The following is a 21230-nucleotide window of genomic DNA, read 5'->3' on the forward strand; positions in this document are numbered from 1 at the left end:
CGGGACGGCTCGAGCGATTTCGCTTGTGAAAAACTGGCATAAGTCCGCCTGAAGCTGCGGCACCGTATGTCGGGCGCCGCAGCCCCGGAAGGCCCGCTCCTGGGAACAATTATGCCGGAAGGCCGCGTAAGTGGGAAAAAACGAACACCCGCGCCGGCGGTTCGCCGCAGGATACTGGGCCACGCCCTTTCCCCCGGCTCCAGGCGGAGCCGGGGGAACAGGAGCGGCACCCGAACTCCCCCGCCCTTCCGTCAACGGGGGGGCCGCCGCATGTGGGAGTCCTTTCAGTCAGAGGTTGAAAACGGCGTTATTTTTGGTACCGCCCGTTTTCATAGTCCTTGATGATCCTTTTGGAAGGATGGCGACAGGTTTGCGGCGCGTCGGAGAAGTAGAGACAGGCCGGGATGTCGTTCTGGAATTTCAGGAGGACCTGGCCGCTGGCTCGCTGCCCCATGCTGGAAAACGCGTAGCTTGCCCGCACCGTAGAGGGAAGTCCGGCACCGTTTTTATCGACCCTGATATTGCTGACGCTGCCGCGCTGGTACACGTTCATCATCCACCCCTTTGAATTCTCCGCGATCAGATCATCCAGCAGGGCTCCCAGGTTCTGGGCATTGGCGCTGCGGTCGACGTTCACCGCCTGCCGCACCATTGCCAGGGTCTCTTTCCCCGGCAAGAGGAGCGGCGGCCGTCCCTCAACGAAGTTATAAAAATTGCGCTCGAAACGATCGAGCCCGGCATTGCCGCATCCATTCTCCCGGACCAGCCGTTCCATGTCGTCCCCGATGGACACGGCGTCGTCCACGACAGACAGCCCCGAAAAGGGGTTTTTGGACTTGAACATATCTACGAAGATTTTCGTACCCGCCTTGTACCCCAAGCGCTTATGCGCCCCGTAGAGTTCCCTGTCGGCGTAAAAACCGGTTTCCTTGGTTTCCCACTGTGAACAATGCCTTTCCACTTCCCATCCATTCTCGGTGGTCGCTGTTTCCTCAACGCAGATCTGTTCCGTGATCGGGACCTTGTCCTTGGGCAGGTAGTCGGCGCAATACTTGCCGTAGGCGTAGAGATACCTTTCAAACAGACCGCTGACCACGGCGTCGTCGGGGCGCAGGCGGGCGTGCCCGAAGTCGCCGAGATAGATGGCCATCATTTCGGTTCCGTAGTTCAGGTTCTTGGTGGTGAAGCTGCCGATGCCCAGGTCGGCGGCCCGCTTGACGGGCTTGAAGGCCAAGAGCTCGTCGATCCTTTTCCGCTGGGCCGAATTGATTCGTTTGACCACCGGGGTTTTCTGGTCCTCCCTGATCGTCAGCCCCGCCAGCAGATCGTTTATCTGCGACGGGGAACGGGCTGTCTTGATTTTTGCCCGGATTCCAGGCTCCAGGGATTCGAGCTGCGAAAGGCATTGTTGCCGCAACGCCCCGGCGGTCCTGGCCGGGATCGGCTCGTTGAGGATGGCCCGATTGGACTTGAGGAAGGAGTCCCGCAACGCGACCAATGCCCGCAGCCTGGCTTCCGAGGCGGTGCCGTCGGCCAGAATCGCGTTCATCTTCCCCGTGGCGTCGTGCGCGATACGTTCCTCGATCGCGGTCCTGCGGGCATCGAAAATGCCCTGCACCGTCTCGACGTGTTGCGGGGAGGCATATTGCGCCAGGGCGGAGAACTTTCCGGACCGGAACGGCGCGAGGTTGCCGGTCAGGTCCGCCACGGATTGCTGCCGGGCGGCAAATTCGTTGGCGGCGGCGACGACATCGGGCGTCCCCGAATCCACCCGGCTCGCGATACGGGCCTTCACCTGCGCCTTTTCCTGCGCCGTCAAGAGCTTGTAGCTTTCCCCGTGGCGGGCGGGGAACTGCGCCAGCCTGTTCAGGTCCTCAAGCGTATTCGCGCCCTTCGCCATTTCTCGGTCAAGACCTTGCAAGAACTCGTTTTTGGTCAAAACCGTCCGCGCGGCATGCACCTGGTCCCCATAGCCGGGCGCCTGGGGGGGCCAGATATGCCGGCCCATGCGTTCGGAAGTCGCGACCAGGGCGTTGACTTTTTTCAAACCGGCGGTCGGCTCCCCGGCATAGGCCTGGGTTATGGCTTCAAACCTTGATTCGTTCCCGGCCATCCAGTTCCGGACGACCTGGGCGGCGGCGTTGTTGATCATGACATAATCGCGCGTCAGGGGCGATCGGTTCTGCAAAATCATGACAACGGCATTCATGACGTCCCTGGACAGGCGCGACCTGGTGTTGACCTGCCCGCAGCCCTGGGTCTGCCCCAGCTTGTCGGCGAGGGCCTGGCCCTCCTCCAGGCCCATCTCATGAAACGGCTCGCCAAAAACCGAACGGAAATGCTCATCGTTGAACATGGCCGTGGCCAGGGCGCCGATGTTCACCTTTCCCTTGATCTTCCCGGCCTCGTCGGCGGCCTCCTGAATCTGTTTCGCCCAGGCCGTCTCATCCTTGGTGCACCCCCTGCCTTGCGCCTTTATCCTGAGCACGTTGAACAGCGTTCCCAGGGAGCTGTGGGACAGTATTTTCCCCAGCTTGGAGTCGGCCTTGGCCATCAGGGCCTCAAGATCATCCCTGCCTTTCTTTCTGACGCCGATCAGCAGGCTGGCGTTTTGCCAGCCCTTGCCCACGACCACGGCGGCGAAACGGTCCCGCGCCCCGAACACCCCGATCAGCCGAATGGGATTGGCGCCGCCTTGGTCGGCCACGTCGAAGGCTCCCGCCTCGCTGTCCCAACGGCCGCTCAGGACCCGCGGAACCGCTTTGACCGCAGCGACACGCCCGCCGGAGGTGGGCATGTTCATGACCTTCCCCTCACCGGACAAGGCGAGGTGAATCCGGCCGGGTTCGGTGGAAATCCGCGTCTCCAGGAAATAATCATTCCCCTGGTTGTGAAACAGGGTCAGCCATTCTCCGTCGATGTCGCTCGTCCGCGCAATCTGCTGAGAGGAAGCGGTGGTTTGCGCCGGTGCCGCCGGACCTTTTTTCAGAGACAAGGTCTGGCAGCCGGCAAAAAGGCCAAAGGATACACACAGAAAAAACAACGCCACGTATCGCGCCCCGAACCTCATACCTTTTTCTCCCGTCAGCACAAACAACTACTTAATATCAATATATTATGTCGTTACAAAATAGACAGACCAATAGCTTTTAATAACTCTATACAATTAAATCAACCACCAACTACATATGATCAATAATCAATATTTCAACCTATTGATTTCGAAGTAATAAAAATTTGTATGGCCCTTTTGGCGCTCATGGAAAGGGCCGAAAGCACCCCAAATGGGCGGTCAGCTTGCCCACCTGCGCGGCGGCCACGTCACCGGTGACCATGACGGCCACCAGGGTGGACCCGACGTTTTCATATGAAACAAGTTCCACGTCCGCAGTCTTGAGCATGGCGTCAGCGCCGCCGATGGCCGGAACCATTCCGAGAGTTTCAATGAGACCGAGGGCTTCTTCGCCGTGAGTCCTCAAGCTGTTCTCCGTCGATAACGAAATAGAGGTTGATTTCTGGACGCATCCTTCGCTCATGCCGCAAAGCCGATCCCCGACCTTATAGGTCCGGCAAATGCATCCTACCCCTTCCCGTTAAAGGGAAAGTCAACACTCCACGGCAACTTTTCCCAATTAAGGAGATAACAAATCGGTATTAAGAGATAAAAATTCGATATCGCCAAAAAACGGCCAAGCAAAAGGGCTCAAAGCCCCCTTTGGGCTCGCCCGTTGACACCGTTTGGACAATACATTGATTTTTTTGATATTTTGATAACAAAACCTCAACAAGCGCAGTCCGGAGCGACCTTCCCCTTAGGGGGATGGATGCCGACCGGATATTTCCCGGCGCAGAGAGGTCGGGACCGATCCTTTATTGAAGGACCGGCAGCAAGAAGGTCGCGGAGCCAAAGAGCCCAACCGCCGGGCCGCATCGTCAGGAGTACGCCCGGTTTCCTCCGTACGATTCGCCCGCCCGCTAAAAGCTGCCCGATGCAGCTGGAGGAAATTGAACCCACGATTTCGTGAACGCCATGCAAGGAGTTATGAGGATATGTCTGACGCAACGGCTTTGTCCGCGCGCAAAATCTAACGTGTCACCAAGTGTTGTTCGCAACGCCAACTTTGCTTTTCGAGGCGAATATGCTGTCTTCAACGCATTGAGATACGATCGGCGGTCGACCTTCCGGCTGATTATTGACGGCCTTCCCAGTCCACTGCCTGTTTCTTGATTTTAAAGAACTTCGTGCGCCTGATGGTCGGACCATGCTTCAGGGTGAAACGCACCACGCTCCTCCACCGTTTTCCTTCCTTGTATGGCATATTTTCTCCTGCAAGGAAGGTCACTTACCGACATTAAAGTCACCCAATGCCATGACGATCCGTCAAATCGGACCGGCTGCCGCCTTCGTCCGTAATTGGCGTCTTTTCTGCCTGGTCGACCTGCCCCCTGGCGATGTACGCCTTGAGCAGGTCATGGTGAAACCGGACGCCCCGTTTCCCGATTCGAAAAGCCCTCAGCGCGGCAAGCATGGCCGGAGTTCTGACCAGGCTTTCCGAACAATTCAGGATTCGGGCGACATCCTTGACCTTCAATACGTTCGACATGCGACCTAAACGAAAGGGTTAAACACCTGTCCCGGCGCGGGACTTCCAGCCAACCCTTCAGTTTAAGCACGCCGGTATCTTTGAAAGCAAGGAACCGGAAACGGATATTTTCACTATTTTTGTCCAAGCAGAAGCCCCGCCGGAAATGGCGGGGCTTCTGCTAACGGGAACTGCCCAGATAGGCGTTCGATACGTCCCGACGGCCAGGCGAATGCCCCGCCGCCACTTCGATGTTGCTTCGTCGTCGAGCCGGGGCCAATCGCCCACGGCCGTTGCCTGGGTGGCTTCGTGGAATGCCTGAACGCTCTCATGCCGATTCGACGATTCGAAGCCCGTGTGGTCCACATACATCTGTCGGAAGCGCTCGTGGCGGAGGCCGTGCAGGGTACCCCCCGGCATCCTTGCCTGTCAGGCCGTGCTTCCCGGCTGCATAATCCAGCCGATGCAACCATTCGTCGCCCATATGCTCGGGTTGGCGGTACGGTTTCTTCCCCTCCCGCCGATGTTCTGCTAGCGTGACGGAGACAGCCGCAAGGGCAAGGCCAAGCCCTTCGGGCAGACACATTTCGCCCCCGCTTTGTCCGAAATTTTTAGCTTAAACGTAAGCTACTGGTTGTTTGTGCAATCAATATATAATAAATGATACGCAGAAATAGCAAATGTTATAGATAGCTTGTATTGAATGGAGCTGTATGTATGAATAGAGATAGCAATATCGAATTGTTACGTATTGTTAGTATGATGCTTATTGTAATGCATCATTACGCAGTTCAAGGTGGATTTATTCTCGATCCAAACGTCGTCTCGTTGAATAAAATTGTTGTTCAATTTTTATCGGCTGGGGGAAGTTGGGGGTCGACTGCTTCGTTTTGATAACTGGATACTTTTTAGTCAACTCATCATTTAAATTTGAAAAGCTATTGAAAATATGGGTATCTGTTTTCACCTATTCATTCCCTATCTACCTTATTTTTTTATCCATTGGAGTGGTAGACTTCCATATTAAGCAAGCCATAGTTAGTTTTTTCCCGATTATATTCAATACGTATTGGTTCATTACGACCTACGTGTTGCTTTATGTCTTTTCGCCATTCATTAACATATTCATAAGGGCTATTGATAAGAGAACCCATCTATATGTGATCATGGTGCTAACTTTTGTGTGGTCTGTTGTTCCAACATTTACACCAGCGAGTTTAAATTTCTCAGCAATGGCGTGGTTTTCTACACTCTACATTATAGGCGCATATTTAAGATTATATCCAAATATAAAAATGACTAGAGTCAGTTTAACTGTTCCGGTAGTGTGTTACCTTTTTGTTTTATCGTCTATAGTTGTTTTTGACTTTGCTGGCCTTAAAGCTAGATTTTTTGGGATCCATGCCACATATTTCGTCGGCATGAACAAACTCCCTATAGTTGTTTGCGCAGTTACGCTGTTTATAGCGTTTAAAAATTTGAAACTTAGCAATATTAAATTGATTAATATTATTTCTTCTTCCATGCTTGGTGTTTATTTAATACACGGCAATCAGTTTATAAGAAAGGTTTTGTGGATTGATGTTTTCAAAAATTATCAATATTATGAATCTGATATTCTCATATTGCATGCAGTGATTTCGATTTTGTTTGTTTTTTTTGCGTGCATTGCTATCGATTTAATAAAACAAAAAACAATAGATAAGTCAGTTTTTCGTTTGTTGAGAACGATTGTAGATTCAAAATTAATATTTTTTCTATGGCGACACTGCATCAAAGTAGTTGAAATGTATAAGTGTACACCAAAAGAATTACAGGTTGACGATAAATGAAGGCTAGCTTCCGTCATGTCCGCCATGTGTCTGTTTTTTCTCGAACCCATGCGAAAACGATGACAATCCGCGCCTTCCGCACAGCATGCGACGGGGAATTTCGAATAGGTTTGGCGGCGGATAAGTCCAGCTTGATTAGTGTGTTATCTCTTAGTATTGGTTGAACGCCCTCAAAAATGGCATTCAGGGAATCGTAAAGATATAATTGGCTCAGCTTGTCTGCTCCTAATCCTACTGAAAGATCCCCCGGTTTTGCCGGAGATGTTATGACTATCTCACGTGTCACCCAAGTGTCTTTTTCAGCGGCAACCATGGTTTTTGTGGTGAATATGGCATTTCCAACCCATTGAAATAACGTAGGTAAGCGTCCTCCCGGCTGATTGTTGACGGCCTTTCACGCCGTTAAGCGGGGGGCAACTCCACTTGGGAGGGCACGAAGGCAAAAGGCCTTGCGCACCATGCGCAAGGCCCTTTCCGTTTGGTGTTGATTCCGGTCCGGTCAGCCCAGAGCGGCCATGACCGCGCCGGTGACGAGGACGTTGACCAGGGCCAGCGGCATGAGGACCTTCCAGCAGAAGTGCATGAGCTGGTCGTAGCGCAGCCTGGGCAGGGTGCCGCGGGTCCAGATGAGCAGGAAGGGGACGATCAGGATCTTGAGCAGCAGCCAGACCGGACCGGGGAGCCACGGGCCGCGCCAGCCGCCCAGGAAGAAGACGGCCATGAGCGCGCCGAGCAGGATCATGTTCACATACTCGCCCAGGAAGAACAAGGCGAAGCGCATGCCGCTGTACTCGGTGTGGAATCCGGCCTGGAGTTCGTTCTCGCCCTCGGGGATGTCGAACGGGATGCGCTTGGACTCGGCCAGGCCGCAGACGAAGAAGATCAGGGCGGCCACGGGCTGGACCACGATGAAGGGATAGCTCGCCTGGGCGTCGACGATGTCGGTCAGACTGAGCGACCCGGCGAGCATAAACACCGGGACCAGGGACAGAGACAGGGGCAGCTCGTAGCTGATCATCTGGGCCACGCCGCGCACGGACCCGATGAGCGAGAACTTGTTGTTGGAGGCCCAGCCGCCCAGGGCCACGCTGTACACGCCGATGGACGACAGGGCCAGAAAAACCAGGACCCCGATGTCCGTGTCGCCGATGACCAGGGGCACGGCGCGGCCGAAAAGATGGATGGTTTCGCCGAAGGGGACCAGGGCGAACACGGCCAGGGTGGTGAAGGTCAGGATGCCGGGCGCCAGGAAAAAGAGCACCCGGTCCGCGCCGTCCGGGACCAGATCCTCCTTGAGCAGCAGTTTGACGCCGTCGGCCAGCAGTTGCAGGGAGCCGTAGGGCCCCACGCGGTTGGGACCGTAGCGCAGTTGCATCCGCCCGAGCAGCTTGCGTTCGAACAGGACCATGTACGCGGCCAGGGTCAGGACCACCAGGAGCACCACCGCGCTTTTGATGATCAGTACCGTCAAGCCGAGCAGAAAATCTTCGCCCATCACAGGTTCCCTCCGGGGCAGCTATCGTCCGTATCGGCCCGCGCCATGGCCGCCCTGTCCTCGTCGCCCTGCTCCCGCCACAGCCGGTTCATGGAAATGGTCACGGCCATCCCCCCGGCGGACTGCCAGCCGGTGCCGGGCGCCTTGGGCAGGACCACCGTGTTCCGGGCCATGTCCGGGCGGCAGCGCAGCACGTTCCGGGCCACACCCTGGGCCAGCGGGATCAGGATGGTCTGGCCCTCCTCGAAATGCATGGCTGCCGCGTCCTCGGGGTGCATGAAGACGCAAGGTTCGGGCAGCAGCGTGTGGCCCGGCTCGCCCAGGTTGGCCAGCCGGTCCGCGCCGAAGGTGGAGCCCGAGACGAGCACGTCGCACCGCCCTTCCTCCTGCCCGGCCGCGACAAACGGGGCCAGCCAATCCAGAGAGGCGAAGCGCACCGGGGCCGTGGAAGGCAGGATCGGGACACCGCGTTCGGCCGAAGCCTCGGCCATGGCCGTGCGCAGGCGTCCTTCGGCCGGGGACACCGTTTCGGGCTCGGCGGCATCGGACAAGAGCAAATCCGCCCACCCGGCCGCGCCGCGCGGGTCGTTGCCGGGGATACCGGCGCCGAGCGTGCGCGGCGGGTGCGAGCCGTGGCCGTCCTGGATCACCGGGAGCCCTCCGGCAAAGACCGGTTCGGCGCGCTGCAGCAGGCCGTGGTTGTCGACCAGGCAGCCGCCGGTCTCGAAAATCGTGTTCAGGGGCAGGGCCACCTGCGCCCGGCTCCACGTGGCCGACGGCGCGCAGTCCATGCAGACCAGCAGATCGAGCTTGCCGACCGCCGCCTCAATGGCCTGGCCGCCGGGATACTCCCCGAGGGGATCGGCCCCGATGCAGACGAGCGCCTTGGCGGCCTTGCCCTCCTCGGCGGGCAGCATCCGCCCTTCCAGGCTGGGCCCGTCCCCGCCCGCGAGCAGGGCCGCGCCCAGGGAATCGGCGCGCGGCAGCAGGCAGAACAGCCCGGAGCGGACCTCAGTTTGGTCCTCCGTGCCCGTCCGGCGCAGCAGCCGGGCCACTCCGGCGGCCAGGGTCGGCCACTGGGCGGGCATGGCCGCGGCCGAGCAGACCACCACCGGGCGCTCGGCCCGGGCCAGGGCATGGGCCACGGGGTCCAGTTCGCCGTTCCATTCGCTGAAATCTCCGGCCCGCCCTTCCGTCACGGATTGCAGCTCCCGCCAGAAGGCGAGCGCCTCGCCCTGAAAATCCGCCTCGGTGAAGGCGCGCCCGAGAAGCGTCGCCAGGGCCACGGGGAGCAGCCGCCTCGGCACGGACAGTTTGACCGCCTCGCAGGGCAGGTCCACGGGCCGGGGATCGAGCACGCCCACCACGGCCCCTGCCCTCGCCGCCTGGCGGATAGCCAGGGCCGCCATGGGCGCTTCACGCAGAGGGTCGGCCCCCAGTACCAGGACCATGTCGGCCTTGCGGACCTGTTCCATGTTCCAGGCCAGGTCCACATCCAGGCCTGCGGCCGCGTTCAGGCAAGCGAGCCGCTCGTCCTCGGTCAAAAAAAAGCTCGGCGCGGGCACGCCCAGTCCATCCGCCAGCCGCCGGGCCGCGAGCAGGTCCTCCACGGTGCACCGGGAGGACGCGTGCACGGCCACGGACTCGGGGCCGTGGGAGGCGATGACCGCTTTCAACCGGTCCATGGCGGCGGTCGCCGCCTCCTCCGGAGACACGGGCCGTCCGTCCACCAGCGCGGTGCGGGGCCTGTCGGGCATGGAGGCGTAACCGAAGCCGTAGCGGCCTCGGTCGCACAGAAAATCGCCGTTGACCGCCTCGTTGAAACGGTTCTCCACGCGCAGGACTTCGCGGTAGCGCACGGCGGGCAGGGTGTTGCAGCCGAGCGAGCAGTGCGCGCAGACCGACGGCTTGCGCTCCAGGTCCCAGCGCCGGGCGCGGTACCGGGACGGCTTGTCGGTCAGGGTGCCGGTGGGGCAGATCTCGCCCAGATTACCGGAGAACGGCGATTCCAGCCTGCCCGGCTCGAAACGTTGATAAGTCACCCGCCCGGCGATGCCGAAGGTTCCGAAGTCCGTGCCCCCGGCGTATTCCCGGTAGAAACGCACGCAGCGGTAGCAGTGGATGCAGCGGTTCATCTCGTGCTCGATGAGCGGGCCGAGATACTGGTTCTCATAGGTCCGCTTGGGCCCCCTGTAGTTGCGCAGGGAATGGCCGCCGGACACGGTGGTGTCCTGAAGCAGGCAGTGCCCGCCCTCGTCGCAGATGGGGCAGTCGTGGGGATGGTCGAGCATCAGCCACTCGATGATCTGGGCCCGGAAGGCCATGGCGTCCGGGTGGTCGGTGGACACGACCATGCCGTCGCGCGCGTCGACCATGCAGCTCATGTCCAGGTCCTTCTTGTGCCCTTCCAGAAATTTGACCGCGCACATGCGGCAGGCCCCGACCGCGCCCAGGGACTTGAGGTAGCAGAACCGGGGGATCATGATCCCCAGGCTTTCGGCGGCGTCGATAACCTTGGTGCCCACGGCCACCTCCACCTCGCGCCCGTCAATAATCAGCCTGGGCATCAGCCGTCCCTCCCTTCGGCGTCCGCGTCACCGGAGTCCGTGTCCCGGTGCGCCGCGTCCGGGTGCGCCGCGTCCCGGTCCAGGGTAGTCCACAGGCCGGGCTTGACCACGCCCGCGCCTTTGAACGGGCAACCCCGGCCGCCCAGGTGCTCGCGCACCTCGTCACGGAAATGGTTGAGCAGCCCATGGACCGGCATGGCCGCGCCCGGCGCGAAGCCGCAGTAGGCGTGCTGCATGCCGTCGGCCACCCGTTGCAGGAGCGCGACGTCCCGCTCCCCGGCCTCGCCCGCCTCTATGCGCTCCAGGATGTGCTTCATGTAGGGGATGCCCTCGCGGCACGGGGTGCACCAGCCGCAGGACTCGCGGGCGAAATAGGTCAGGATGTTGATGGTCGCCTGGACCAGGCAGGTGTTCCTGTCGAAGACGATGACCGAGCCGGTGCCCAGGGACAGCCCGGCCTTCTTCATGGAGTCGAAGTCCATGGGCGTCTCCAAGTGTTCCCTGGCCACGAAACTGGTGGACGTGCCGCCCGGCAGGCAGGTCTTGAATTCCGCGCCCGGCAGCATGCCTCCAGCCGCCCCGAAGATGATGTCCCCGAGCCGGGTGCCGCCCGGCAGCTCGAAGCAGCCGGGCTCGGCCACCTCGCCGCTGACGGAGTAGAGCTTGGTGCCGTCCCCGGTGGGCGACGCGGCCAGGGACTTGAACCACTCCACCCCGTTGCGCAGAATGGCCGGGACCGAGGCCAGGGTCTCCACGTTGTTGACCACCGTGGGCAGCCCCCACAGGCCCGAGTCGGTCATGTGGCTGTTCTTGTCCGGGTTGGGCCGCTTGCCCATGATGGCGTTGGCCTGGGCCGAACTCTCGCCGCAGATGTACCGCCCGGCGCTGCGGTGCACGTCGATGTCGAAGGAAAAATCGCTGCCCAGGATGTTGCGGCCCAGGAACCCGGCCTCGCGGGCCACGTCCAGTTCCCGCTCCAGCAGCCGGGCATCCGCGTCGTAGGACGGCCGGATGAAGAACACGCCGTGGTCCGCCTGGACCGCGTAGCCGCACAGGACGATGCCCTCGATGACCAGGTGGGGGTCGGTGTTGACCAGGATGCGGTCCTTGAAGGTGCCGGGCTCCATCTCGTCGGTGTTGCACTGGATGTACCGGGGATGGGGCGCGTCCTTGCGCACGAAGCTCCACTTGCGCCCGGTGGGGAACCCGGCCCCGCCCCGGCCGCGCAGCCCGGAGTCCATGACCTCTTTGATGACGTCGTCCGGGGTCATGGTCCGCACCGCCTGGATGAGCCCGTCGTAGCCCCCGCCCGCGCGGTAGTCCGCGAGGCTGGCGGGGCGGCAGTCCGCACGCCGGTTCTTGAAAAGCACCTGTTCGCTCATGGCCTCACCTGCACAGACACAGCGGGATGGTGTCGGCGTTTTCGCGCAGTTCTTCGAGAATCCGGTCCACCTTTTCCGGGGTCAGCCTGCCGTAGTGCTCACCGTTGACGAGCATGGCCGGGGCGTTGTGGCAATTGCCCAGGCAGGCCGTGGGCAGGACGGTGAACAGCCCGTCCGGAGTGGTCTCGCCCACCGCCACCCCGAGCTTGCGGCAGAGGTAGTCGAACAGCCCGTTCTCGTGGTGCATCCAGCAGGCCACGCCGTCGCAGACGTGGATCACGAACCGGCCCAGCGGCTCGCGGTAGATGAAGTCGTAGAAGGTGGCCAGCTCCTCGAGCTCGACCTCGGTCTTGCCCGTGAGCCGGGCCGCGTGGCCCATGGCCTCGTCCGAAAAATAGCCGAAATGCCGTTGCAGGAGGTAGATCACATCGATGATCTTCTCCTCCACGTGGTCCGTGTCCCGGACCATGGCCGCTATTTCCTGTTCCAATTCCCTGGGGAGCATGTTCCCTGTTCTCCTAGCGGTCCAGATCGGGCGCGATGTAGTCCAGCGAGCCCATGATGGCGATGAAGTCGGCGATGGTGTGGCCGATGGTCATCAGGGGCAGGGCCTGTACCGAAGCGTAGCCCGGCGAGCGCATGTGCAGCCGATAGGGCATGTTGCCGCCGTCGCTGACCACGTAGAACCCCTGCTCGCCGCGGGGGGCTTCGGTGGCCGCATACGCCTCGCCCGCGGGCACCTTGGGGCCGCGCGTGGCGTTGATGAAATGATGGATCAGGCTCTCGATGTCCCGCAGGGTGTCCCGCTTGTCCGGGATGCAGTAGCGGTAGTCGTCGGCCATGAACCGGCCGGAAGGCATCCACTCCAGGCACTGGGCGATGATCCGGTTGCTCTGGACCATCTCCTCGAAGCGGACCTCGAAGCGGGCCAGGCAGTCGCCGTCCTCGCGAGTCGGGATGTCGAAATCGTACTGCTCGTAGCCGGAGTACGGGGCGACTTTCCGCAGGTCCCTGGTCGAGCCGCAGGCCCGCAGGTTGGCCCCGGAGATGCCGTGGTCCACGGCGTCCGCAAGCGACAGGCGGCCGATGCCCTTGACCCTTGCCCGGACGATGGGGTTGCCGGTGATCATCCTCCGGTAGCCTTCCACCCGCTTCGGAAAAATCGTGACGAAATCGCGGACCAGCTTGTCCCAGCCGTCGGGCAGGTCCATGGCCAGGCCGCCGATGCGCAGCCAGGCCGGATGCAGCCGCGCCCCGGTGATGGCCTCCATGATGTCCAGGATCTGCTCGCGCTCCCGGAAGGTATGGAAGACCGGGGTGATCATGCCCAGGTCCTGGACCATGGTCCCGAGCCAGAGCAGGTGGTTGGACAGGCGGTAGAACTCGGCCAGCATGACGCGTACGCACTGGGCCCGGTCGGGCACGGCCACGCCGCAGAGCTTCTCCACGGCCAGCAGATAGGTCAGGTTGTTGGCCGCCCCGCTCAGGTAGTCCAGCCGGTCGGTGTAGGGGATGAACTGGTGCCAGGACTGGTGCTCGGCGATCTTCTCCACGCCCCGGTGGTGGTAGCCGATGTCCGTGGTCATATCCACGATCTCCTCGCCGTAGAGTTCGAGGATGAAGCGGACCAGCCCGTGGGTGCTGTAGTGGTGCGGGCCGATGTTGAGCACGAACTCGCGCCGGGCGGGCGGCGCGGCGTGGGCCTTTTCGAGCAGGCTGACCGCGTCCTCGGGCTGCTCGCGCCGGGCGTCCTCGGCCAGGTACGGGGCCATCTCCGTGGCCCGCTGCGGGTCGCCCTTGCGCAGGGGGTGGCCCTGCCACTCCTCGGGCATGATCAGCCGCCGCAGGCCGGGATGGCCCGCGAAACGGATGCCGAACATGTCCCACATCTCGCACTCGTACCAGTTGGCGCTGGGCCACACGGCGGTGACGCTCGGCAGTTCGAGGCTCTCGCCCACGGGCACCCGAATCCGCAGGTACTCGATGGAGCTCAAGGACGTCAGGGTGTAGATCGCCGTAAAATCGTGATCGGGCCGGACCTTGCGGGCGGTCTCGTCCACGGCCGTGATGTCCTCCAGCCGCTCGAACCGGATGGGCGCCTCACGCTTGCAGAAATCGAGGACCTCGACCACGCGCTCGACCGGGACCGTGACGGTGGGCATGTCCACGGGGGACTCGTGCCAGGCCAGAAGCTCGCCGAACCGGGCGGCCAGGGCCTCGCGCAGGGATTCGTGGACGGGAGTGAACGGAAATTTCGGGGCCGGGGGCGTCCACATGTCGTCGGACCGGGAGCCCGCGAAGAGGGGCGGGGTCACCGAGGTGCCGCGCGCCGGGATGCCGGCCATGCCGGGCCCGCGCGTGTCGCGGTCCTTGGTCTCGCCCGGGACCAGGATGTCGTCGCGCCCGCCCAGGTGGCCGCCCTCCAGGTTGAGCACCGGGCGCAGGGGGCGGTTCTTCTGGCGGATCATGTCCTGGAGGGTGATCAGGCCGTGCAGCAGCGCCTCGGGCCGCGGCGGACAGCCGGTCACGTAGACGTCCACCGGGATGATCTGGTCCACGCCCTGGACCACGCTGTACACGTCGTACATGCCCCCGGTGTTGGCGCAGGAGCCCATGGAGATGACCCACTTGGGCCGGGGCATTTGCTCGTAGACGCGCTTGACCATGGGCGCGGCCTTCTTGAAGACCGTGCCCGAAACCACCAGGAGGTCGGCCTGGCGGGGCGAGCCGCGCAGTACCTCGGCCCCGAAGCGGGCGATGTCGTACACCCCGGTGAAGACCGTGGCCTGCTCCACGAAGCAGCAGGACAGGCCGAAGAACAAGGGCCACAGGCTGTTCGCCTGGCACCAGTTGAGGACCATATCGCCCAGGCCCGCCCTGCCCGGCAGGGTCTTGGCCGCGTCCGCGTCGCCCTTCATGGCGGCCCGCACGGCCCGGTCTATCGCTTGCGCGTCATGCCCCATTCGAGGCCTCCCTTGCGCCAGACCCAGAACAGACCGAGCATCAGCACGCCGATGAAAAAGGTTATCTGGCCCCAGGAGGCCCAGGTCAGGCGGGTGAAGGACACGGCCCAGGAGACCACGTACACCGCCTCCACGTCGAAGAGCAGGAAGAAGACCGCCACCAGCCAGAACGGGGCCGGGTAGCTCGGCCGGGCCGAGCCCGAGGGAATCACGCCGCACTCGTACGGGCGGCCCTTCTCCCCCTCGCTCCGCCTGCGGGTCAGGACCACGGACAGGGTCAGCAGCGCCGTGACCAGACCGGCCGCCAGCAGGGCGAAGACGATCAGGGAAAAGACGCTGGGGTCCCAGGCGTTGAACCCGGTGGACATGTATTCCGGTGATTGCGGCATGCGTTGCGATCCTTTTTTCGGTCAACGGCCGACCGGCCGTTGCGGGCCCGCGGGCCGGCGTTTCCCGGCCCGGCGAATCAAGCCCGACCCCTCCTGTTTAATAGCTTCGGTCATTTAAAACAAGTTACTGTTGGCAAAATACTGAAAGAACCTTTATCTATGGGGTCATGTTGCTGGCAATTTTCACAGACCGGTTGCCTCTTCGAGTTTTTTGAGGGACACTGCAAGGCGGTTTCCGGCAGGGCCTTTTGCCGTGCCGAAACGGCGGAATCGAGCAGCGAGACATGGTACAATTTACCGATTACATATTTCTCTCCAGAGTCCAGTTCGCCCTGACCACCATGTTCCACATCATCTGGCCGGTGCTGACCATCGGCCTGTCCGTGTTCATCCTCCTGGCCGAACTGGCCTGGGTGCGCACCGGGCAGGCGCACTGGTACCAGCAGGCCCGATTCTGGAGCCGGTTCTTCCTGCTGGCCTTTGCCATGGGCGTGATCAGCGGCATCCCCCTGGAGTTCCAGTTCGGCACCAACTGGTCCGGCTTCTCGGCCGCCACCGGCCACTTCCTGGGCCAGATCCTGTCGGTCGAGGCCATGTCCGGCTTCCTCCTCGAATCCATCTTCCTCTACCTGATGGCCACCGGATGGACGCGGCTGTCGCCGAGGCTGCACCTGTTCACCACGGCCATGGTCACCCTCGGGGCGGTCCTGTCCGCCTTCTGGATCATGGTCGCCAACTCCTGGATGCAGACCCCGCGCGGCGGGCATATGGAAAACGGCGTGTTTGCGGTCACCGACCGGGTGCGGGCTATGTTGAACCCGGACCTGCTGGTCTCGTTCCCGCACATGCTCCTGGCCTGCCTGACGGCCACGGCCTTCATCCTCGGCGGAGTCGCGGCCTGGCACCTGCTGCGCGCCCGGCACACGGCCTTCTACCTGCGCGTCTTCAAGTTCGCGGTGGCGGCCGGGCTCTTCCTGGCCCTGCTCCAGGCGGGTACCGGCGACCTGTCCGGACGCAGCGTGGCCAAACTCCAGCCCGCCAAGCTGGCCGCCACCGAGGCGTTCTGGAACACCAACGGTCCGGGTCAGGGCGCGGCCTGGTCCGTTTTCGCCTGGCCCGACGCGCAAAACGAACGCAACGCCGTGGAGTTCCGCATCCCCTACGTGCTCAGCCTGCTGGCCACCCATGATCCCTTCGGCCGGGTCGTCGGGCTCAAGGACATCCCCAAGGACGAGCGCCCGCCCATCACCCTCATTTTCTATTCCTTCCGGATCATGGTCATCACCGGCACGTTGATGATCCTGGCCGGGCTGCTGGCGGCCTGGGCCTGGCGCGGGGGACGCCTGACCCCGGAACGGGCGGGGGCCCAGCGCAAGCTGCTGACCTTCTTCGTCTGGCTGGCCCCCTTCTCCATGGTCTCGGTCTGGACCGGCTGGATCATGCGCGAAGTGGGCAGGCAGCCCTGGATTCTCTACGGCCTGCTGCGCACGTCCGACATGGCCTCGCCGCTCACGGCCCGAGCCGTGGGTCTGTCGCTCGGCATGTTCGCGGTGGCCGCCGTGGGCCTGACCTGGCTGTTCCTCGCCTTCAGCCGACGGCTCCTCAAGGAAGGGCCGGGACGGGACGCCCCGCCCGATCACTGCGAGATAGGGAGGCGGCCATGACCCTGCACGACTGGTGGTTCCTGCTCCTGGGCGGGGTGCTCTTTCTCCACCTGGGGCTGGGGAGCATCGACCTGGGCGTGTGCCTGCTCTCCCTGTTCGCGTCCCAGGAGCGGGCTGAAACCATGCTCGGGTCCATCGACTCGATCTGGCACGCCAACCAGACTTGGCTGGTGGTCCTGGGGGCTATGCTCTTCGGGGCCTTCCCCCACGTCTACGGCGAGGTCCTGACCCGCCTGTACGGGCTGGTCATCCTGCTGCTCTTCGCCCTGGCCCTGCGCGCGCTGGGCCTGGAATACCGCCATCACGCGACGGATCCCGCCCCATGGCGCAGGCTGGCCGGCTGGGGCGCGGCGGCGGTCATGGTCGCGGAGGGGCTGCTGCTCGGCGCGCTCCTCCTGGCACCTCCGGACAGCACCTCCTTCCTCGGACTGGGGGCCGTAGTCCGGCCCGTGTTCTTCCCGACCCTGCTCTTTCTGTTCTGCTGCGGCCTGCTCATGGGCGGTGCCTGGGGGCTCGGCTGGCTCAGGCGAACCCGTGGGGACGGCATCGACACCGAGCTGTACGCGGTGCTCACCCTGGTGGGCGGGCTCGGCGCGTGCCTGACCGGCGTACTGCTCTGCGCCCAGTTGGCGGAAGCCCCGGGCGTCGTTCCGTGGCCGTTCCTCATCCCCATCGCCGTCGCCGGGCTGGCCGATCTGGCCGTCCTGTACGCCAGCCTGCGGCCCCGTTGGCAGGGCTCGCCGCTGCCCTGGGGGCTGATCCTGATCGGGCTGGTCCTCGCGGCCTGCGCAGCCGTGGTGCGCGGTTCCCTGGTGACGGCCGGAGCCGGCGACGGTGGCGAGTTGTGGTTCCTGACCATAGCCACCGTCGTGCTGCTGCCGCCACTGCTGGCCTTCCAGATTTTCCAATACCGCCTGGAGCGGCCCCGTGTCAGGACCGGCCGCCCGGCCCAGGCAGCCCCGGCAGGGGAGGAGCGGCCATGACCCGAAACCGGCTGATCGACATCCTCTCGGGCGTGGGCCGGGGCACCAAAGGATTGCTCCAGGGGTACGGCGAGACCTTCAAGGCGATCTTCACCAAGCCCATCACCGTGCAGTATCCCGAGGAGAAGCGCACCCCGCCGCCACGCTCCAGGGCGCACATCATCCTGACACGCTCCCCGGACGGGGACGAGCGCTGCGTGGCCTGCTATCTCTGCTCGGCGGCCTGCCCGGTGAGCTGCATCTCCATGCAGGCGGCCACCCGCGACGACGGCCGCCGGTACGCTTCCTGGTTCCGCATCAATTTCGCCCGCTGCATCTACTGCGGCCTGTGCGAGGAGGCCTGCCCCACCCTGGCCATCCAGCTCACCCCGGCCTACGAATTCGCCACCGACGCGACGCTCAAGCTGGTGGCCGAGAAGGAGGACCTGCTGGTGGACCACGGGGGCAAGGACAACGAATACGATTTCTACCGCCACGCGGGTGTGGAGGAGAAGTTCCCCCGCGAGGAACACGAGGGCGAGGCGCCGCCCGTCAACTACAAGAGCAATCTGCCATGACCCTGTACGCCGTCCTCTTCTACGCCTTGGCCGCCGTGACCCTGTTTTGCACGCTGGTGGCCGTGACCCGCCGGGTGCTGGTGCACGCCGTGGTCTGGATGGTCGGCTCGCTGCTCGGCACGGCCCTGATCTTCCTGCTGCTCGGCGCGCCCCTGCTGGCCGGATTCGAGGTGATCATCTACGCCGGGGCGATCATGGTCCTCTTTCTGTTCGCCATCATGCTCATGGCCCAGGAGCCCAACGAACCGCCCGAAGTCCGGACCATGGTCCGCCGCAGGCTGCGCGCCCGCATGTTCTGGCCCGCGGTCTGGGGCCTGGCCGGGATCATGGCCTGCATGGCCCTGATCTCCTTCGACCCGACCAACGCCGCCCCCCTGGCCGCCGGGCGGGTCTCGCCCAAGGCGCTCGGGGCCTGGGTCTTCGGCAACGCCTGGCCCGCTGTGGAGGCCGTCTCCCTGCTGCTCTTCGCGGCCCTTGCCGGGGCCCGCTATCTCGGCCTGCCCCTGGTGCGCTCCGACCGGCCCGAAAAGATGGGCGAGAGCCTGGACCTGGACCAGCCGCCCTGCGCCGTGACTCCGGAGGACGAACGATGATCGTGCCCCTTAACCACATCCTGCTCTTTGCCGCGGCCCTATTTTTCATCGGCCTGGTCGCGCTGGTGGCCCGGCGCAATCTGATCATGATCCTGCTCGGGGTGGAGGTTATGCTCAACGCGGCGGGCGTGGTCTTCGTGGCCGCAGCCCTGCGCTGGTGGGACATCGCCGGGCAAGGCATGGTCCTGTTCATCATGGGCGTGGCCGCCGCCGAGATCGCGGTGGGCCTGACCCTGGTCTTCCGCGTCTGGCGCCGAACCCGGAGCCTCAACCCCGACTCGCTGAAAGCGCTCAAGGACTGACGGCATGACCGCGACACTCTGCCTGACCCTCTTCGCCCCCCTGGCGGGCGCCGTGATCCTGGCCCTGGCCGGACGCGCCTTGCCGCGCGCGGTGTCCGGCTCGCTGGCCTGCCTGGCCGTGGGCGCCTCCCTGGCCGGTGCGGTCCTCGGCTGGACGCAGCTCGGGCGCGGCCAGGAACTGTCGGTCCACCTCTTCGACTGGTTCGAGGCGGGCGGGCTGCGGGTGTCCGCGACCCTGCTGTACAACCCCCTGTGCGCGGTGATGACCACCATGGTGGCCTTCGTCTCGCTGGTTATCCACGTGCACTCCCTGTATTTCATGCGCGACGACGACGGCTGGGTGCGCTATTTCTGCTACCTCAACCTGTTCGTCTTCTTCATGCAGTCCATCGCCATGGCCGACGACCTGGTCTTCCTGTTCATGGGCTGGGAGGGCGTGGGCTTCTGCTCCTTCGCGCTCATCGGCTTCTGGTACCATGAGCCCAAAAACGTGCTCGCGGGCAACAAGGCCTTCCTGGTCACGCGCATCGGCGACGTGGCCTTCCTGGGCGCCCTGGCCGTGCTCTTCAGTTCCACCGGCGACCTGAGCATCCAGCACCTGTCGCACAACGCCCCGGTCATGGCCGCGGGCACACTGACCCTGGTTGGCCTGCTCCTGCTCGTGGCCGCCACGGGCAAGTCCGCCCAACTGCCGCTGCTGGTCTGGCTGCCGGACGCCATGGCCGGCCCGTCCCCGGTGTCGGCCCTGATCCACGCGGCCACCATGGTCACCGCGGGCGTCTACCTGCTCATCCGCACTTTCCCGGTCCTGCTCCACGCAGACGCCATCGCCCTCCAGGCCGTGGCCGTGGTCGGCGCGCTGACCGCCTTCGTCGCCGCCTGCTCGGCCCTGGCCCAGCACGACATCAAGCGCGTCCTGGCCTGGTCGACCATCAGCCAGGTGGGCTACATGTTCCTGGGCGTGGGCGCGGGCGACCCGTCGGGCAGCTTCTTCCACCTGCTGGTGCACGCCTTTTTCAAGTCCCTGCTGTTCATGGTCGCGGGCATCGTCATCCAGGCCCTGGACGAGGAGCACGACATCTTCCGCATGGGCGCGCGGGTGCGCAAGCTCGTGCCCGGCGCGGCCCCGGCCTTCTTCTGCGGAGCCGCGGCCCTGGCCGGGCTGCCGCCGTTCGCCGGGTTCTTCAGCAAGGGGCGCATCCTGGAAAACGCCCTGAACATGGCCCAGACCGGCCAGGCCATCTGGGTCCTGGTCTGGGCGGCGGGTACGGTCACCGCGCTGCTCACCGCCGTCTACAGCTTCCGCGTCTTTCTCCTGGCCTTTACGGGCCGCCCGGCCCTGCCCCCGGAAACCGGCACCGAGAAGACGCCCGCCGCCATGCTCCACGTGCTCTGGCCCCTGGCCCTGCTGGCCGTGGTCGCCGGGCTCCTGGACCTGCCCGCACACTTCGCCCATCGCATCGGCGCACCCGCCCAGTGGCTCGATCACCTGACCGGGCTCATCCTGTCCACGTCCCACGGGGCCGAATGGACCGGCACCCTGGCCGAAGGGCTGGACGCCGGGCTGGCCGTGCTCGGATTGGCCGTCGCCCTGTACCTGTACGGCCCCTGGCGCGAGCGCCGCGCCCCGGCCCCGGACAGGGGGGTGCCCCGCTTCCTGCTCAACGGCTGGGACCTGGACGCCCTGTACATGAACGGCGTGGCCCGGCCCTATGCACGGGCGGCCTCGCGGGTGTGGCAGAACGTGGAGGACCGGCTGGTTGACGGCGCGGCCCTCGGCCTCGGGTCTCTGGCCCTGCGCGCGGGCGGACGACTCTCCAAGTGGGGCGTCGAGCGCCTCTCCAACTATCTGCTCTGGCTCCTGCTGGGCATGGTCGCCATGCTCGTGGTCATGGCCGCCGTAGGAATTCGGTGAGGTCC

At 63.5% G+C, this 21230-nt stretch carries 15 protein-coding genes and 1 pseudogene; 7 read left to right on the plus strand and 9 right to left on the minus strand.

Annotation, left to right across the window (positions count from 1 at the left end):
• Positions 1–307 precede the first annotated feature (307 nt).
• The 3 genes and pseudogenes from V8V93_RS16350 to V8V93_RS16360 form a co-directional block, all read right to left on the minus strand.
• Positions 308–3091 carry a hypothetical protein gene (locus V8V93_RS16350; protein WP_338667680.1) on the minus strand — a complete coding sequence of 928 codons (2784 nt, stop codon included), beginning with the start codon at positions 3089–3091 and terminating at the stop codon, positions 308–310.
• 214 nt (positions 3092–3305) lie between these two features.
• Positions 3306–3431, minus strand: a pseudogene (locus tag V8V93_RS19515) (BMC domain-containing protein); the annotation flags it as partial.
• A 927-nt stretch (positions 3432–4358) separates the two neighbouring features.
• Entirely contained in the window at positions 4359–4604 is a 246-nt protein-coding gene (locus V8V93_RS16360) for a hypothetical protein (RefSeq protein ID WP_338667682.1), read from the minus strand.
• An 869-nt stretch (positions 4605–5473) separates the two neighbouring features.
• On the opposite strand from V8V93_RS16360, the gene V8V93_RS16365 reads away from it, so the two are divergent.
• Positions 5474–6415, plus strand: a complete 942-nt coding sequence (locus V8V93_RS16365) for an acyltransferase family protein (RefSeq protein WP_338667683.1) — start codon at positions 5474–5476, stop codon at positions 6413–6415.
• 499 nt (positions 6416–6914) lie between these two features.
• Here the strand turns inward: V8V93_RS16365 and nuoH are convergent, their stop codons facing one another.
• From nuoH to V8V93_RS16395, 6 genes are read right to left on the minus strand one after another with little or no spacing between them, the layout of a single operon-like run.
• Positions 6915–7910 (minus strand): NADH-quinone oxidoreductase subunit NuoH, encoded by a 996-nt coding sequence (gene nuoH / locus V8V93_RS16370; protein WP_338667684.1) that lies wholly within the window; start codon positions 7908–7910, stop codon positions 6915–6917.
• Positions 7910–10477 (minus strand): NADH-quinone oxidoreductase subunit NuoG, encoded by a 2568-nt coding sequence (gene nuoG / locus V8V93_RS16375; RefSeq protein WP_338667686.1) that lies wholly within the window; start codon positions 10475–10477, stop codon positions 7910–7912. Before nuoG ends, nuoH begins: the two co-directional genes overlap by 1 nt.
• Positions 10477–11859, minus strand: coding sequence for a complex I 51 kDa subunit family protein (locus V8V93_RS16380; RefSeq protein WP_338667687.1), 1383 nt, complete (start codon positions 11857–11859; stop codon positions 10477–10479). Before V8V93_RS16380 ends, nuoG begins: the two co-directional genes overlap by 1 nt.
• Positions 11860–11863: 4 nt before the next feature.
• The gene (gene nuoE / locus V8V93_RS16385; RefSeq protein ID WP_338667688.1) at positions 11864–12364 is read right to left on the minus strand and encodes an NADH-quinone oxidoreductase subunit NuoE; all 501 of its coding nucleotides are present in this window, start codon (positions 12362–12364) and stop codon (positions 11864–11866) included.
• A 13-nt stretch (positions 12365–12377) separates the two neighbouring features.
• Positions 12378–14822 (minus strand): NADH-quinone oxidoreductase subunit B/C/D, encoded by a 2445-nt coding sequence (locus V8V93_RS16390; protein ID WP_338667690.1) that lies wholly within the window; start codon positions 14820–14822, stop codon positions 12378–12380.
• Positions 14798–15211 (minus strand): NADH-quinone oxidoreductase subunit A, encoded by a 414-nt coding sequence (locus V8V93_RS16395; protein ID WP_338667691.1) that lies wholly within the window; start codon positions 15209–15211, stop codon positions 14798–14800. The genes V8V93_RS16390 and V8V93_RS16395 overlap by 25 nt, the downstream gene beginning before the upstream one ends.
• A gap of 284 nt (positions 15212–15495) precedes the next feature.
• On the opposite strand from V8V93_RS16395, the gene V8V93_RS16400 reads away from it, so the two are divergent.
• From V8V93_RS16400 to nuoL, 6 genes are read left to right on the plus strand one after another with little or no spacing between them, the layout of a single operon-like run.
• On the plus strand, positions 15496–16875 hold the full coding sequence (locus V8V93_RS16400; RefSeq protein ID WP_338667692.1) for a cytochrome ubiquinol oxidase subunit I: 1380 nt from the start codon (positions 15496–15498) through the stop codon (positions 16873–16875).
• Positions 16872–17858, plus strand: a complete 987-nt coding sequence (locus V8V93_RS16405; RefSeq protein ID WP_338667693.1) for a cytochrome d ubiquinol oxidase subunit II — start codon at positions 16872–16874, stop codon at positions 17856–17858. Before V8V93_RS16400 ends, V8V93_RS16405 begins: the two co-directional genes overlap by 4 nt.
• Entirely contained in the window at positions 17855–18415 is a 561-nt protein-coding gene (gene nuoI, locus V8V93_RS16410; RefSeq protein ID WP_338667694.1) for an NADH-quinone oxidoreductase subunit NuoI, read from the plus strand. The genes V8V93_RS16405 and nuoI overlap by 4 nt, the downstream gene beginning before the upstream one ends.
• Entirely contained in the window at positions 18412–19008 is a 597-nt protein-coding gene (locus V8V93_RS16415) for an NADH-quinone oxidoreductase subunit J (RefSeq protein ID WP_338667695.1), read from the plus strand. The genes nuoI and V8V93_RS16415 overlap by 4 nt, the downstream gene beginning before the upstream one ends.
• On the plus strand, positions 19005–19310 hold the full coding sequence (nuoK, locus tag V8V93_RS16420; RefSeq protein WP_338667696.1) for an NADH-quinone oxidoreductase subunit NuoK: 306 nt from the start codon (positions 19005–19007) through the stop codon (positions 19308–19310). The genes V8V93_RS16415 and nuoK overlap by 4 nt, the downstream gene beginning before the upstream one ends.
• Positions 19311–19314: 4 nt before the next feature.
• A complete protein-coding gene (nuoL, locus tag V8V93_RS16425; protein ID WP_338667697.1) occupies positions 19315–21225 on the plus strand; it encodes an NADH-quinone oxidoreductase subunit L in 1911 nt (636 codons plus the stop codon).
• The last annotated feature ends 5 nt before the right edge of the window (positions 21226–21230 follow it).

The sequence above is a fragment of the Pseudodesulfovibrio sp. 5S69 genome (assembly GCF_037094465.1).
GTDB lineage: Bacteria > Desulfobacterota > Desulfovibrionia > Desulfovibrionales > Desulfovibrionaceae > Pseudodesulfovibrio > Pseudodesulfovibrio methanolicus.